The organism is Brevundimonas sp. DS20 (assembly GCF_001310255.1).
Lineage (GTDB): Bacteria > Pseudomonadota > Alphaproteobacteria > Caulobacterales > Caulobacteraceae > Brevundimonas > Brevundimonas aurantiaca.
The window spans coordinates 2,164,065-2,178,761 of the sequence record NZ_CP012897.1 but is presented as its reverse complement, the minus strand read 5'-3'; the positions used below and the strand labels follow the sequence as shown (position 1 = coordinate 2,178,761).

Annotated in this window: 15 protein-coding genes, 2 tRNA genes and 1 pseudogene; 11 read left to right on the top strand and 7 right to left on the bottom strand. The window is 66.6% G+C overall.

Features of this window, described 5'->3' with window-relative positions; translation table 11 throughout:
• The first annotated feature begins 17 nt into the window (after positions 1-17).
• On the top strand, positions 18-758 hold the full coding sequence (locus JL11_RS10615; protein ID WP_035283814.1) for an SDR family NAD(P)-dependent oxidoreductase: 741 nt from the start codon (positions 18-20) through the stop codon (positions 756-758).
• Between the two features lie 139 nt (positions 759-897).
• Here the strand turns inward: JL11_RS10615 and JL11_RS10610 are convergent, their stop codons facing one another.
• A complete protein-coding gene (locus tag JL11_RS10610) occupies positions 898-1,830 on the bottom strand; it encodes a LysR family transcriptional regulator (protein WP_054765646.1) in 933 nt (310 codons plus the stop codon).
• 123 nt (positions 1,831-1,953) lie between these two features.
• Here JL11_RS10610 and JL11_RS10605 point away from each other — a divergent pair, with 123 nt between their 5' ends.
• Positions 1,954-2,385 carry a RidA family protein gene (locus JL11_RS10605; RefSeq protein WP_003167198.1) on the top strand — a complete coding sequence of 144 codons (432 nt, stop codon included), beginning with the start codon at positions 1,954-1,956 and terminating at the stop codon, positions 2,383-2,385.
• 181 nt (positions 2,386-2,566) lie between these two features.
• On the opposite strand, the gene JL11_RS10600 is transcribed toward JL11_RS10605, so the two are convergent.
• Positions 2,567-2,866 carry a metal-sensitive transcriptional regulator gene (locus JL11_RS10600; RefSeq protein ID WP_174523843.1) on the bottom strand — a complete coding sequence of 100 codons (300 nt, stop codon included), beginning with the start codon at positions 2,864-2,866 and terminating at the stop codon, positions 2,567-2,569.
• Positions 2,867-2,924: 58 nt separating this feature from the next.
• Here JL11_RS10600 and JL11_RS10595 point away from each other — a divergent pair, with 58 nt between their 5' ends.
• Positions 2,925-5,276 carry a heavy metal translocating P-type ATPase gene (locus JL11_RS10595; protein ID WP_054765645.1) on the top strand — a complete coding sequence of 784 codons (2,352 nt, stop codon included), beginning with the start codon at positions 2,925-2,927 and terminating at the stop codon, positions 5,274-5,276.
• 229 nt (positions 5,277-5,505) lie between these two features.
• On the opposite strand, the gene JL11_RS10590 is transcribed toward JL11_RS10595, so the two are convergent.
• Positions 5,506-6,695, bottom strand: a protein-coding gene (locus JL11_RS10590) for an IS3 family transposase (RefSeq protein WP_165906610.1) whose coding sequence is annotated in 2 segments (ribosomal slippage) — positions 5,506-6,443 and positions 6,443-6,695 — 1,191 coding nt in all. Because the reading frame shifts where the segments join, the coding sequence is not laid out codon by codon here.
• Between the two features lie 158 nt (positions 6,696-6,853).
• Between JL11_RS10590 and JL11_RS10580 the strand changes: the two genes are divergently transcribed.
• The 3 genes and pseudogenes from JL11_RS10580 to JL11_RS18245 all read left to right on the top strand — a co-directional run.
• Entirely contained in the window at positions 6,854-7,105 is a 252-nt protein-coding gene (locus JL11_RS10580; RefSeq protein WP_003167202.1) for a helix-turn-helix domain-containing protein, read from the top strand.
• Positions 7,050-7,436 carry a hypothetical protein gene (locus JL11_RS10575; RefSeq protein ID WP_197273297.1) on the top strand — a complete coding sequence of 129 codons (387 nt, stop codon included), beginning with the start codon at positions 7,050-7,052 and terminating at the stop codon, positions 7,434-7,436. The genes JL11_RS10580 and JL11_RS10575 overlap by 56 nt, the downstream gene beginning before the upstream one ends.
• Positions 7,437-7,536: 100 nt before the next feature.
• Positions 7,537-8,079: pseudogene (locus JL11_RS18245) on the top strand (tyrosine-type recombinase/integrase); the annotation flags it as partial.
• A gap of 181 nt (positions 8,080-8,260) precedes the next feature.
• Here the strand turns inward: JL11_RS18245 and JL11_RS10570 are convergent.
• A tRNA-Gln gene (locus JL11_RS10570) sits at positions 8,261-8,334 on the bottom strand.
• Positions 8,335-8,534: 200 nt separating this feature from the next.
• Here JL11_RS10570 and JL11_RS10565 point away from each other — a divergent pair.
• Positions 8,535-8,611, top strand: a tRNA-Pro gene (locus JL11_RS10565).
• A gap of 111 nt (positions 8,612-8,722) precedes the next feature.
• On the opposite strand, the gene ilvC is transcribed toward JL11_RS10565, so the two are convergent.
• Positions 8,723-9,757, bottom strand: coding sequence for a ketol-acid reductoisomerase (ilvC, locus tag JL11_RS10560; protein ID WP_082382681.1), 1,035 nt, complete (start codon positions 9,755-9,757; stop codon positions 8,723-8,725).
• Here ilvC and JL11_RS10555 point away from each other — a divergent pair.
• The 4 genes from JL11_RS10555 to JL11_RS10540 all read left to right on the top strand — a co-directional run bounded on the left by JL11_RS10555 (position 9,756) and on the right by JL11_RS10540 (position 13,128).
• Complete coding sequence (locus JL11_RS10555; protein ID WP_054765643.1) at positions 9,756-10,298, top strand: DUF924 family protein; 543 nt, start codon at positions 9,756-9,758, stop codon at positions 10,296-10,298. The genes ilvC and JL11_RS10555 overlap by 2 nt on opposite strands.
• Positions 10,299-10,376: 78 nt before the next feature.
• On the top strand, positions 10,377-11,162 hold the full coding sequence (gene yaaA / locus JL11_RS10550; protein WP_054765642.1) for a peroxide stress protein YaaA: 786 nt from the start codon (positions 10,377-10,379) through the stop codon (positions 11,160-11,162).
• A gap of 52 nt (positions 11,163-11,214) precedes the next feature.
• Entirely contained in the window at positions 11,215-12,039 is an 825-nt protein-coding gene (locus JL11_RS10545; RefSeq protein ID WP_054765641.1) for a 3-hydroxybutyrate dehydrogenase, read from the top strand.
• 24 nt (positions 12,040-12,063) lie between these two features.
• Entirely contained in the window at positions 12,064-13,128 is a 1,065-nt protein-coding gene (locus JL11_RS10540) for a patatin-like phospholipase family protein (protein ID WP_082382680.1), read from the top strand.
• Here the strand turns inward: JL11_RS10540 and JL11_RS10535 are convergent.
• Complete coding sequence (locus tag JL11_RS10535; protein WP_054765640.1) at positions 13,125-14,051, bottom strand: L-threonylcarbamoyladenylate synthase; 927 nt, start codon at positions 14,049-14,051, stop codon at positions 13,125-13,127. The two genes, JL11_RS10540 and JL11_RS10535, sit on opposite strands and share 4 nt — an antisense overlap.
• Positions 14,048-14,599: a cytochrome b gene (locus tag JL11_RS10530; RefSeq protein ID WP_054765639.1), complete on the bottom strand. Its 552-nt coding sequence runs from the start codon at positions 14,597-14,599 to the stop codon at positions 14,048-14,050. The genes JL11_RS10535 and JL11_RS10530 overlap by 4 nt, the downstream gene beginning before the upstream one ends.
• Positions 14,600-14,697 lie beyond the last annotated feature (98 nt).

The window sequence follows — 14,697 nt, the reverse complement described above, 5'->3', positions numbered from 1 at the left end:
CATAAATGGATGAGACGATGATTGATCTGAGTGGGAAACGCGCCCTCGTCACCGGCGGCTCTCGCGGCATCGGGGCGGCGATCGCTCTGGCCCTGGCCGAGAACGGTGCCGATGTCGCCTTCACCTACGCCAACTCCCCCGATCGCGCAGAGGGCGTCAGAGGCGCGATCGCAGTCAAGGGGCGCAGGGCTTTCGCCATCAAGGCCGACAGCGCCGACCCCAAGGCGATTGAACGGTCCGTCGCGGAGGCCGTCACAGCACTTGGCGGGATGGACATCCTCGTCAACAGCGCCGCAGTGGGCTTCAATGGCCTGATCGCCGATCTCGATGTGGACGCCTACCAGGCGATGATGGACATCAACGTCCGGGCCCCGGTGCTGTTCTCCAAGGCCGCCATCCCGCATCTGACCTCGGGCGGACGCATCATCTTTATCGGCTCCAGCCTGGGGGATCGCGTCCCGTTCCCGGGCGTGACCGCCTACGCCATGTCGAAGTCGGCGCTTCTGTCTTTGACGCGTGGTCTTGCCCGCGAACTGGGGCCACAGGGCGTCACGGTCAATCTGGTCGCCCCCGGCTCGACGGATACCGAGGCCAACCCGGCGGACGGCGAGAGCGCTGAGTTCCAGCGTGGTTTGACGGCGCTGGGACGTTTCGCCGAGCCGGCCGAGATCGCCAACGCCGTGGCCTTCCTGGCCAGTGCGGCCGCCGGCGTCATCACCGGCTCCGTCCTGACCGCAGACGGCGGCGCCACAGCGTGATCCCTAAGACGCCTCCGGTTCTTGCAGCCGGAGGCGTCATGGCGGCCAGCGCCCCATGAGATCATTGGCCCGGACGCACCGCATTAAAGCTGAGGGATCCGCCGATCATCACCGAGCACGATCCCCATGGTCCGTCGCATCAATCGCGGGCTGAAGCCCAGGCCGCGCCAGGCTTTCGGCTGGCTCCGACATCCCTGACGACATCCAGCAGAGCGCGCAACGCAGGGGGGATAGACCGATGCCCAGGGAAGTAGAGCGCCAGCCTCTCTTCGCCCGGCATCCAGTCCGAAAGGACCTGGCGTAAACGTCCCCGCGTCAGCGCACCGGACGCCGCAAACTCTGGAACGTAGGCGATGCCCAAACCAGCGACGGCGGCGTCCACCATCAGCGCCTCGTCATCAAGGACCAGACGGCCGCTGATAGCGAGCGCTAGCGGAGTTCCGTTGCGCTCGAACTCCCAGCGATAGGGTTTGCCGCTCGGCAATCGGTGGCCGATGCAGCGATGGCGATTCAGAGCTTCCGGCGTGTCCGGCGTGCCGGCGCGCTCGAGATAAGCCGGAGCCGCGACGCACACGTATCGAAGCCCGGCAGGCATGGGCGCCGCGATCATGTCCTTGGGGATCATGTCATGCGGCCGTACGCCGACATCGAAACCCTGTTCTACAATATCGACGAGACGATCCTTCGCGACGATATCCACGGTCACCTCGGGAAACCGTTCGGCCATCTTCGGCAGGATGTCGCGGACAAACATCGCCACGGCCAGACGCGGTGCATTCAGACGGACCACGCCCTGCACCTGCCCGCGGAATGGAGCGACGCTCTCCAACGCGTCGTCAAGCAGGTCGAATGCTGGGCCCAGGCCTTCGAGCAGACGGATTCCCGCCTCAGTGGGTGAGACGCTCCGCGTTGTCCGATTCAGCAAGCGCACACCGAGACGTGTCTCGAGCGTCCGCAAGGCGTGGCTGAGCGTCGAGGGAGCCACGCCCAGCTCATCCGCCGCCCGCCGAAAGCTGCGAAGGCGGGCCACCGTCGCAAAGGTCATCAGATCGTTTAGCGACGGGCGGGCCATTCGTGGGATTATTTCATCAACTCGTGCGGAATTGAACGTCTAACCGATCAAATCGACGTCTCCTACCTTCGATCAGCCCCGACAAGCTCGGCGCAAAACCTCAACAACCGAGACGTAACTCCAATGTCTGACCGCGAAGCGATCTTCCCACCCAATCGTCACGCCCTTTACGATCTTCATCGCTATTCCGCCGCCATTCGGTCCGGTGACCTCGTCTTTGTGTCCGGACAGGTCGGCAGTCGCGAAGACGGCTCGCCCGAGCCTTCGTTTGAGGATCAGGTCAGAAGGGCGTTCGCAAATCTCGAAGGAGTCTTGACCGCCGCCGGCTGCGGGTTCGACGACATCGTCGATGTGACCACCTTCCACACGAACCCAGACGCCCAACTGGAGACGGTGATGGCTGTCCGAGCAGAGCTTCTCGGCGGACCGCCTTACCCCAACTGGACCGCCATCGGAGCCACTTGGCTGGCAGGGTTCGATTTCGAGATAAAGGTGATTGCCCGCGTGCCAGGGGATTTCCCCAAGGCTGACCCCGGCATTTCACATCCCTGTTGATAGCCCTGCGGATCGGATATCGGCTCTAAGGGGCCGATATCTCCGTCTTCAGGACCTCAGTGACCGTCGGAAAACATCCGGGTCGCGCGCTTTCGGCATTCGAAAAGTGCGCTCGTATCGGATGCGTCAGAAGACAGCCGAGCCGGAACAAAGTGTGCGCTAACGGCGCGCATTGCGCCAATCAACCTACCCGATCCAACAGGGCGATGATCTCCTCGATCTTGCGACGCTGCTCCGCTGGGTCACCCGAGACGATGGCGTCCTCGACGCAGTGGCTGAGGTGCCCCTTCAGCATCTCGTTTTCGAACCGGCCCAAGGCGGCCTTAATGGCCCGGACCTGGGTCAGGATGTCGATGCAATAGCGGCCGTCCTCCACCATACGCGAGACGCCGCGCACCTGGCCCTCGATGCGGTTCAAACGCTTGGTCAGCGCGGGCTTGTCGTGGTGATGCATGGTCGGATCATAGCGTGGATCACCCATTTGCAAAATACCCTATGGGGGTATAATTGCGGTCCATAGTTAAGGTCGAGGATCGCCCATGTCGCATGACCATAGCCCGCACGATCACCGTCATTCCCAGGGCCCCGACGCCCAATCCTCGACCAACGCCACAGCGAAGGATCCCGTCTGCGGCATGACGGTCGATCCGGCGAAGACGACCCACCATACGACGCACGACGGGCACGAGTTCCACTTCTGCTCGGCCGGTTGCCGAGCGAAGTTCGTCGCTGATCCGGCGAAATACCTGACGCCCGCCGCGCCCGAACCCGTCAAGCCCGGCGTCATCTACACCTGCCCCATGCACCCCGAGGTGCGCCAGATCGGCCCGGGAGCCTGTCCAAAATGCGGCATGGCGCTGGAGCCGGAAGACGCCACGGCCGGCGCCGGCCCCAATCCCGAGATCGCCGACTTCACCCACCGGTTCGTCGTCGGCGCCGTCCTGACGGTCCCCCTGTTCGTGATGGAGATGGGCTCGCACCTGCTCGGTCTGCACATTCCCCTACCCCACGGCTGGAGCGGATGGGTCCAGTTCGCCCTGGCGACGCCGGTGGTGTTGTGGGCGGGCTGGCCGTTCATCGCGCGCGGCTGGACCTCGGTCAGGACTTGGAACCTGAACATGTTCACCCTGATCGCGCTCGGGACCCTGGTCGCCTGGGGTTTCAGCACGGCCTCGGTCGTCGCGCCCGACCTGATCCCCGACGCCTTCAAGGACATGCACGGCCAGCCGCCCCTCTATTTCGAGGCCGCCGCCGTCATCGTCACCCTGGTGCTCTTGGGCCAACTGCTGGAGTTGCGCGCCCGCGAACGTACCTCCGGCGCCATCCGAGCCCTGCTGGACCTGGCGCCAAAACAGGCCCTGCGCATCCGGTTGGACGGAACGGACGAGGAGATCGCCGTCGAACACATTGCCGTGGGCGACCGCCTGCGCGTGCGGCCGGGCGAGAAAGTCCCGGTCGATGGCCGCCTGATCGAAGGCCGGGCATCGCTGGACGAGTCGCTCGTCACCGGTGAATCCCTGCCGGTGACGAAGCAGGTCGGCGACGATCTGATCGCGGGCTCGTTGAACGCCACCGGCGGCTTCGTGATGGAGGCCGAGAAGGTCGGAGCCGACACCCTGCTGAACCAGATCGCCGCCCTGGTGGCTAAGGCCCAGCGCAGCCGCGCGCCGATCCAGCGGCTGGCCGACCGCGTCTCCGCCTGGTTCGTGCCCGCCGTGGTGCTGGCGGCGGTCGCGGCCTTCATCGTCTGGTCTGTGATCGGGCCGGAGCCGCGTCTGGCCTATGCGCTGGTCGCGGCGGTCAGCGTGCTGATCATCGCCTGCCCCTGCGCCCTGGGTCTGGCCACGCCCATCTCGATCATGGTCGGGGTGGGGCGCGGCGCCCAGGCGGGCATACTGATCCGCGACGCGGAAGCATTGGAAACCTTCGCCTCTGTCGACACAGTGGTGGTCGACAAGACCGGCACCCTGACCGAGGGCCGCCCCGCCCTGACCGCCGTCCAGCCCGCGCCCGGTTTCGACGAGGCCGAATTGCTGCGCCTCGCCGCCGCGGTCGAGCGGGCCAGCGAGCACCCCATCGCCCGCGCCATCACCGAGGGCGCTTCCGCGCGCGGGATCACGCCCGCCGCCGCCGAGGACTTCGACAGCCCCGTCGGGCGCGGGGCCTTGGGCCTGGTCGAGGGCCGCCGCGTGCTGATCGGTTCAGTCGGCTTCCTGAAGGACGAAGACGTCGACGCCTCCGGCCTGTCCGCCCCGGCCGACGCCCTGCGCGCCGATGGAGCGACCGTGGTCATCGTGGCCGTGGACGGCGCGCCCGCGGGCCTGCTGGCTGTGGCCGACCCGGTCAAGGCGACCACGGCCGAGGCGGTCGCGGCCCTGCACGCCGAGGGCGTTCGCATCCTGATGCTGACCGGTGACAACGAAACCACGGCCCGTGCCATCGCTGCCCGCCTGAACATTGATGAGGTCCGCGCCGACGTCAGCCCCGCCGACAAGGCCGCCGTGGTCGAAGCCCTGAAGGCTGAAGGCCGTCGCGTCGCCATGGCCGGCGACGGGGTCAATGACGCGCCCGCCCTGGCCGCCGCAGACGTCGGGGTGGCGATGGGCGCGGGCTCGGACGCGGCGATCGAGAGCGCGGGCGTCACCCTGCTCAGCGGCGACCTGAACGGCATCGTCCGGGCGCGACGCCTGTCGCGCGCCACGGTGTGCAACATCCGCCAGAACCTCGGCTTCGCCTTCGGCTACAATGCGCTCGGCGTGCCTCTGGCGGCGGGCGTCCTCTATCCGGCCTTCGGCCTGCTGCTCAGTCCGATGATCGCCGCCCTGGCCATGTCGCTGTCGTCTGTCAGCGTCATCTCCAACGCCCTACGGCTTAAGGGCGTCCGGCTGTAGAAGGCAGAGCGCCGAAAGTCCTGCTTGCCGATCGGCCCGCCATCGGACGACCAGTCAACGCGGAGTGACGTCTGGCGCCTGTAGCATTCTGCGCGGCGGGTTCGACGAGGCCTAAAACGCGACGATCACCCGAAGCTCAGTCCCGTCACCACAGGTCGCAAGGAAGGCGTCTGGCTGCACGCGTCAAACGGTCAGGCTCGTAAAAGTCTGTTGACGTGACCCCCGTTTCTCATCCAGCCATAACGAGAGTCCTAGGTTGATCTGAGCTGTGATCGGCTGGGTTGGCAAGAGGCCGGTCTGCGCAGCCATCAACCAGCGCAGCAGGCCGGCCGATGTGTCCGGTGAGCGCTTCTGCATAAGCCTGCGGCGTCAGCCACCCGAGCTTCGAGTGCGGACGCTGCTCGTTGTAATCGCGTCGCCACGCCTCCAGCACGGCGCGAGCGTGCGGCAGCGAGCGGAACAGCGTCTCGTTCAGCAGCTCGTCACGCAGCCGCCCGTTGAAGCTTTCGTTGAAGCCGTTCTGCTGGGGCTTGCCCGGCGCGATGTAGTGCCAGCCGACGCCGGTGTCGTCGGCCCAGGCCAGGACCGCGTTCGAGGTGTACTCCGTGCCGTTGTCGCTGACGATGGTGTCGGGCCGCCCTCGCTGCCGGATGACGGCGTCCAACTCCCGCACGACCCGCGCGCCCGACAGCGAGGTGTCGGCCACCAGCGCCAGGCACTCGCGCGTACAGTTATCGATCACCGTCAGGATGCGGAAGCGCCGCCCGTCCGTCAGCTGGTCTGCGACGAAGTCCAGCGACCAGCGCTGGTTGGGCGCCAGCGGCAGGTCCAGCGGTCGCCGCGTGCCCATCGCTCGCTTCCGGCCGCCGCGCCGGCGCACCGTCAGTTGCTCGTCGCGATAGATCCGCTGGACCCGTTTCCTGTTGACCGCATGGCCCTCGCGCCGCAGCAGCACGTGCAGGCGACGATAGCCGAACCGTCGACGTTCCTGGGCCAGGGCCTTCAGCCGGTCGCGCAGAGCGCCGTCGTCCGGGCGCGTCGCCTGATAGCGCACGCTCGTCCGATCGACGCCCAGAACACGGCACGCCCGCCTTTCGCTCATCTCGTAGGCGGCCTGCAGATGGCCAGCCGCCTCGCGATAGCCGGCGGGCGTCACCACTTTTTTCCCAGCAGGTCCTTCAGGGCCACGTTGTCCAGCATCGCGTCCGCCAGCATCCGCTTCAGCCGGGCGTTCTCATCCTCGAGCGCCTTGAGCCGCCGAGCCTCCGACACGTCGAGCCCGCCAAACTTGGCCTTCCATTTGTAAAAGGTCGCCGAGCTGACCCCGTGGCGTCGGCACACCTCCGCCGTCGCTACACCGGCCTCCTGCTCCCGCAGGATCCCGATGATCTGCTCTTCCGTGAACCTCGATCGCTTCATTCTGTCCGTCCTTCGTTGGGCGGACTCTAGCTATTCCTGGAGGAGTTTCAGGGGGTCACGTCACTGTGGCTACCGGAAACCTACGGGTAGCGCTTGTCTGCACATCGCGCTCGACTCAGCTTCTCGCGATCCTCGCGCAGCGGCTCAGGAGGCGTCACATGACCGAGCCTCGGCTCTTCACTGAAAAGGAGGCCGCAGAGTACCTGGGCCTGCCAGCGGCCAGCGTCCGCAAACTATCGTTCGGGCACGTGCGGCTCGGAACACGACATCGATACGACCGCAAGGTTCTGGACGCCCATCTTGACCGGCTGGCCGGACTGGATTCTTCTGCGGAACTGAACGTGAACAAGGCCGATGCCGAACTCGCCCGCTTCATTGCCGATCACCCGGATGCTGCCCGGGGTCCATAGGATCAAGCGCGCCAAGGCGAACCGGGTTTTTGAATACTGGTACGCGTGGCGCGGCGGTCCGCAAATCCTGGCGGCGCAAGCTTCCAGCCTGCGCTCCCTCGCGCGAGAGGTCGCCCGAAAGGCGCCGGCGGCGATGGAGGCCTATCGCGCGCAGATCAAGACCGAGAAAAGCGCGACCGACGAGCCGACACTCTACGGCTTGATCACGCGCTACCTCGACCTGATGAACCAGGACAAATCACTGGCTCTTCGAACCAAGACGGATCGCCGCAAACATCTTGACCTCGTACGGACGGAATTGGGTGATCTAACGCTGGCCGCCCTCACCTAAGGCGCGATCCTTCTTGCTCACCTGGCGCGACAAGCGAGCGAACACGCCCAAGACCGCCGACGAGCTTCTGGGCGCGCTGTCACTGGTTCTGAACTGGGCCGTGAACCGGGGTGAGTTGGCTACGAATCCCGTCGCGAACTTCCCGCGCATCTACAAGGTCAACCGGGCCGACATAATCTGGGAGCCGCAGCATCTGGAGACCATCCTGGCCTACGCTGACCCGCCAATCGCGGCGGCGATCCGACTGGCTGCGGTCACGGGTCTGCGCAAGAACGACCTCATCGCCCTGCCTTGGGCGGCGGTGAAGGAGAACGCCATCATCTGGCAAACCGGCAAAAGCCGGGGCCGAAAGAGCGTGGTCCTTCCGATCACGGACGCTGTCCGGGAGGTACTGGGCTCCCTTGAGCGCGGCAGTTGCCCGACCGTGCTGTCCACCTCCGACGGTGAACCGTGGACACCGCCAGGCCGCGGTCTGGACAGCGGCGTACAACGCGCCCGCAATGATGCTGAGGAAGCGGCGCAGACGCGTTCAGGATCGGAAGCGACCGCCGGTCTGGATGGACTGCGCTTCCATGACCTGAGAGGCACCGCGGCGACGAACTACATCCTCGCCGGCCTGCCGCTCGACGACGTGGCCACGATCCTGGGGTGGGAGTTGCAGCGTGTGAAGGAGATCGCCCGGCGCTACGTCACAGGGGAAGCTATCGGATTGGGTATGATCGCCCGGCTTCAGGAAGGGCAGAACAGAAGGCCAACTGTAAAACCCAGTGTAAAACCCACCTCCCTCAGGAGAGGTCAAAAGGGCTCAAATGCAGTGAGGGCGGTGGCTGGGGAACTAGGACTCGAACCTAGAATGACGGTACCAAAAACCGGAGTGTTACCATTACACCATTCCCCAGCAGGTCCGGCGTCCGCTGCACTCTCGTGCGGCGGAGGCGGTCAGATAGGCCAAACCGTTTTCGGATGCAACACCCCCATTCAGGACAATTTTCGCCGCCTGCGAAGAAGGTCGAAATGGACGCTTGCGGCCTCCGAAACCCATGGCTATAAGCCGCGTCCTCACTTCGGGGCGACGCCTTGCGGCCCAGCCCCCACGGTCGGAGTGTGGCTCAGCCTGGTAGAGCACTGCGTTCGGGACGCAGGGGTCGGAGGTTCGAATCCTCTCACTCCGACCATTCTCTCTCATCCCTCTAGTGATCGTCACCCTCGGGCTCGACCCGAGGGCCGGCCCGTCCGCCGCATTGCGTCGATGAGGACGCACAGGATGACGAGTCATCTCCCGCGCCTCAGTCGTCGTTCGCCGCCGTCTCCCGCGCCAGGCGCGCCACCTCGTTCAGACGCGCCCCTACCGACTCGATCGGCCGCCGCCCCAGGGCCGCGCGCCGCGCCATGAGGTCGGGCGAGCCGGCGTCATAGTCCGCCATCAGATCCCGCACGAATCCTCCGCCCTGAACCTCGGCCAGGACCTGATCCATGGCGGCGCGCGATTCGGCGCCGATCACGCGCGGGCCGGTGCGGTAGGCCCCGTACTCCGCCGTATTGGAGATCTTGGCGAAGGCGCCGGCTATGCCGCGCTCGTACATCAGGTCGGTGACCAGCTTGGCCTCGTAGAAACATTCGAACCAGGCCACCTCGGCCGGATAGCCGGCCTCGACCAGTTTCATGAAGGCCGAATCGATCAGTTCGGCGATCCCGCCGCACAGCACCACCTGTTCGCCGAACAGATCGCTCTCGCACTCGTCCCGCATCGTCGTCTCCAGAATGCCTTTGCGTCCGCAGCCCAGGGCCGCGGCATAGGACAGGCCGAGCGCATGGGCCCCGCCCGTCGCGTCCTGATGCACCCCGAACAGGCAGAAGACCCCCTCCCCGGCCTCGTACAGGTCGCGAATGCGCGGCCCGATCCCCTTGGGCGAGGCCAGGATCACGTCCAGGTCGGCGCGGGGCTCCACCAGGCCGAACCGCACCGACAGGCCGTGGGCGAAGACCAGGGCCGCGCCGGGCCGCACAGTCGGCGCCAGCTCGTCGCGCCACAGGTCGCGGTGCGCTTCGTCCGAGGTCATGACGGCGACCACGTCCGCCCCCGCCGCCGCCTCGCCCGCCGTCATCACCGTAAATCCGTCGGCCTCGGCGACGGCCCGCGTCTTCGACCCCGCCTTCAAACCCACGACGATGTCGGTCACGCCCGAATCGCGCAGGTTCAGCGCATGGGTGCGTCCCTGGCTGCCGTAGCCGATCATGGCCACGCGCTTGCCGCGGATGATCGAAAGGTCGCAGTCGCGGTCATGGAAGACGGGCAGCGGATTGGCTAAGATGTTGGTCATGGCCCCCTTCATAACCGCATTCGACGTCGTCGCCTTCTGGAAAGAGACCGGGCCCGAAAAGTGGTTCGCCAAGGACGAGGCCTTCGACGCCCAGTTTCGGTCGCGCGGCCAGGATCTGCACCTGTCGGCCGCCCGGCGCGAACGCGACGACTGGATCGAGGCCCCTGAGACCGCCCTGGCCCTGCTGATCCTGCTGGATCAGTATCCGAGGAACAGTTTCCGCGGCACGGCCCATCAGTTCGCCACCGATCCCCTGGCGCTGATGTTCGCCGAACAGGCGGTGGCGCGCGGCTGGCACCTCCGGGTCGAACCCGAGCTGAAGAACTTCCTCCTGCTGCCCTTCGAACATTCCGAACGGCTCGAGGATCAGGACCGCTACCTGGCCCTGGTCGCCGGCGACGCCGAGCTGGAGAAATGGGGCCGCCTGCACCGCGACATCATCGTGCGCTTCGGCCGCTTTCCCCACCGCAACCTCGCCCTGGGCCGCGCGACGACGCCGCAAGAGCAGGCCTTCCTCGATCAGGGCGGCTTCGGCGGCTGAGCCGCGGCATTCCGGCCTCGCCCGTTCAAATCTTCGCAGAAGCGGCCTATGTGAGCGGCGCCATCACGGAGCCGTCCCTTGCTGATCCTTCTTTCTCCCGCCAAACGGCTCGACTTCTCGCCGGCCGATCCGGCCCTGCCCGGCACGGAGCGTCGCTTTCTGGAAGACACCGCCAGCCTGGCGGCGACGGCGCGGCGTCAGACCAAGGCCGACCTGCGTCGCCTGATGGGGATTTCGGATGATCTGGCGACCTTGAATCTGGAAAGGTTCAGGGCGTTCGATCCGGAATCGACGGACGGCGTCCAGGCCGCCTTCGCCTTCGCCGGCGACGTCTATGAGGGGCTGAAGGCGCGAGAGCTGGACGCCGCCGCCCTGGCCTTCGCCCAGGACCATCTGCGGATTTTGTCCGGCTTCTATGGGCTGCTGCGTCCGCTCGACCGGATCCAGCCCTATCGGCTGGAAATGGGCACGCGGCTGAAGACCCGCCGCGGCTCCAGCCTTTATGATTTCTGGGGCGATCGGATCTCCAAACAGCTGAACGCCGACGCCGAAGACCTCAGAGCCCAGGGATCGCCCGATCCGGTCGTCGTCAACCTGGCCAGCCAGGAATATTTCGGCGCCGTCGACGCCAAGGCTCTGAAACTACCGGTCGTCACGCCCCAGTTCCGCGAGGAGAAGAACGGCGAAACGCGGATCGTCTCCTTCTTCGCCAAGAAGGCGCGCGGCGCCATGAGCCGCTTCGCCATCGACGAACGGCTGGAACGAGTCGAGGATCTGAAGGCTTTTGATCGGAACGGCTACGGTTTCGACAAGGCGGCCTCGACCGAGACCGAATGGATATTCATCAGGTCGGGAAATTCTTGATCTTCGCCGGGCGCCCCCGCTAGTCTCTCGCGAAAGAACGAAAGGCGCATCCATGTCCACCTCGCCCCAGTCCCCTGACTTCCGCGACATCGGCGATCTGAAGGGTCAGGCGGCGGTGATCTCGGGCTCGACCTCGGGCATCGGCCTGGCCCTGGCGCGCGCGGTGGCGACGCGGGGCGGCGACGTGGTCCTGAACGGCCTGGGCGATCCGGCCGAGATCGAGCGCACCCGCGCCGCGCTTGAGGCGTCTTCCGGCGCGCGGGTGCGCTATCACCCCGCCGACATGACGCGCGGCGAGGAGGTGGCCGACATGGTCGCCTTCGCCGAACGCGAGTTCGGCCGCCTGGACATTCTGGTCAACAACGCCGGCATTCAACATGTGGAGTCGGTCGAGAAGTTTCCCACCGACAAGTGGGAGCAGATCATCGCCATCAACCTGTCCTCGGCCTTCTACGCTACCCGCGCCGCCATCCCGATCATGAAGGCCCAGGGGCGTGGTCGGATCGTCAACATGGCCTCGGCCCACGGCCTGGTCGCCAGCCCCTTCAAATCGGCCTATGTCGCGGCCAAACACGGCGTCATCGGCTTCACCAAGACGGTGGCGCTGGAGCTGGCCAAGGACAACATCACCTGCAACGCCATCTGCCCCGGCTTCGTCCATACGCCGATCGTGGAAAAGCAGATCGAAGACCAGGCCCGCACCCGCGGCATCAGTCCTGAAAAGGTCATGAGCGACGTGATCCTGGCCGCCCAGCCGACCAAACAGTTCGTCACGACGGATCAGTTGGCGGGGCTGTTCCTCTATCTGGTCAGCGACCTGGGCGCCTCGGCCAACGGCGCCAGTTTCTCGATCGACGGCGGCTGGACCGCTCAATAAGATCATCCCAGCGAGGGCCGACCTATGGCGATCTTCAAACGCAAGACCGCCGAGCCGACGGACCTCGCCGCCGCTTCGACAGGCCGGCGGCCCTTCTGTCTGGCGCTTCAAGGCGGCGGGGCGCACGGCGCCTTCCAATGGGGGGTGCTGGATCGACTGCTGGAAGACGATCGGCTGGATATCCGCGCGGTCTCGGGCGTGTCCGCCGGCGCCATGAACGGCGCCGCCCTGATTTCCGGCCTGGCGAGCGGCGACGCCCGCGCCGCCCTGGACCGGCTGTGGCGCGAGATCAATCAGTCGGGGGGGCGCAACGTCTTCGGCGACAGCGCCCTGTGGAATCCGGCCCAGGCGCCCGACTGGCTGAAGGACACGCCGCTCTGGCGCGCCGGAGAAACCCTGGCTCTGTCAATGAGCCCGTATGAATTCAATCCCTTGAACCACAATCCTCTGAAGCGGGTTCTGAAGACGGCCGTGGATTTTCAGGCGGTCCAGGGGTCCGACGTCAAACTGTTCGTCGCCGCCACGGCCGTGCGCCAGGCCAGGGCCCGCATCTTCGCGTCCAGCGAGATCACCGCCGACGTCCTGATGGCCTCGGCCTGTTTGCCGCACCTGTTCCAGGCCGTCGAGATCGAGGGGGAGCCGTACTGGGACGGCGGCTATCTGACCAATCCGCCGCTCTGGCCCCTGACGGGGGATGATACGCCGGACGACGTGCTGCTGGTGACGCTGAACCCGATGGTGCGCGACGAGACGCCCCGCGCGGCGGGCGACATCGTCGATCGGTTGAATGAGATCCTCTTCAACGCGCCGCTCCTGGCCGAGCTGCGCGCCATCGCCATGGCCGGCGAAATGATCAGCCAGGGCCAGTTGAAACACGGCTCGGGGCCCTATCGACAATTGCGACTGCACGCCATCGAGGCCGACGGTTGGCTGTCGGACCTGTCCTTGAGGTCGAAGTTCAACACGGAATGGAGTTTCCTGACCGACCTGAAAGCCCGTGGCCGGGCGGCTGCGGACGACTGGCTGGAGACCTGTCTCGCCAGCGTCGGACGCCGCTCCAGCGTCGATCTTCAGGCGCGGTTCGGTTAGCCGACGAAGCCCGCCGCTCGCCGAAGCCTGTCGTTGATCGCCTCGCCCAGTCCGGAGGAAGGAATGGGCGCCACGGCTATGCCCGCCGGCTTGGCTCGGTCTGCTTCTCTGAACAACTTGAACAGATTAGCGGCGGCTTCTCGCAGATCGCCGGAAGGACTGAGACTCCAGCGGGGGTCGCCGACGCCCGGCCCGAACCCCAGCAGGATTTCGCCCGGACGCGGCTGGGTCGCCTCGATCCGCACAGGGGCGTCAGGCGCATAGTGGACGGCCAGCCGGCCCGGCGAGCGTCGCCCGTCGCCACCCTCGTCCAGGGGGCCGACCACGGCCTCGATCTCTGCTCGGGTGACGGCGCCGGGTCTCAGCAGGGCGACCCGTCCTTCCAGGACCGAGACGACGGTGCTTTCCAGACCGACGGCGCAGGGCCCGCCGTCCACGGCGGCCGAGACGGCGAAGCCGGTCTCCTCCACGGCGTCGGCGAAGGTCGTCGGACTGGGCCGGCCCGAGCGGTTGGCCGACGGCGCCACGACGGGACCGCCGAACATCGACAGCACCGCCCGCGCCTGGGCGTGGCCGGGAACGCGCACGGCGACGCTGTCCAGCCCGGCGCGCGCCAGATCGCAGACGCGGGTCCGATCCCGCACCGGGACCACCAGCGTCATCGGCCCCGGCCAGAAGGCCTGGGCCAGGGAACGGGCGGCGGCGTCGAAGAGGCCGATCGCCTCAGCGGCGGCGGCGTCAGAGACATGCGCGATCAAGGGGTTGAACCGAGGTCTTCCCTTGGCTTCGAAAATGGCGGCCACCGCTCGCGGATCGGCGGCGTCGGCGCCCAGGCCATAGACCGTCTCGGTCGGCAGCAGGATCAGTTCGCCGCGTCGCAGGGCGGCGGCGGCCTGATCCGGCGGGTCGCCCGCGTCCCTCACGGCCGCCGCGGGATCAGGGGGATCATCCGATGCAGCACATTGTCGCGGTTGATGAACTGATGCTTCAGCGCCGCGGCCACATGCAGGGCGATCAGGACGTAGAGGCCCTTCATCACCGTCTCATGGACGTCCATGAACCGACCGGCGGCCTCGCGCCCGCCGCCCACCGGCAACAGGGGCCAGTCGAACAGGCCGAACCAGGCGAAGTCGCGTCCCGCCGCCGAAGTGGCCAGCCAGCCCGACAGAGGCATGGCGATCAGGACGACGTAAAACAGGACATGGGTGGCGCGCGCCGCCAGCCGCTCCCAGCGCGGCATCTGCGCGGGCAAGGGAATGGCCGGGTGCGCCAGTCGCCAGCCGATGCGGGCCAGGGTCAGGATCAGGATCGACACGCCCAGCGACTTGTGCAGCATGACGAACTGCCCGGACAGCGGTCCTTCCGTGCTCTCATGGGCGGTGATCAGCAGCACCTGGACCAGGATCGCCGCAGCGATGATCCAGTGCAAAGCCAGTGACACCGACGAATAGCGATTGCGCGGCTCGGCCATGGCGACTTCCCTTCCCTCGCGGCAGGGCGTCACTGTGCCCCGACTGCCCCGCCTGCGCCAAGTCTCTCTTGCGACGGGGGGCTTCGGCGAGGCACTTA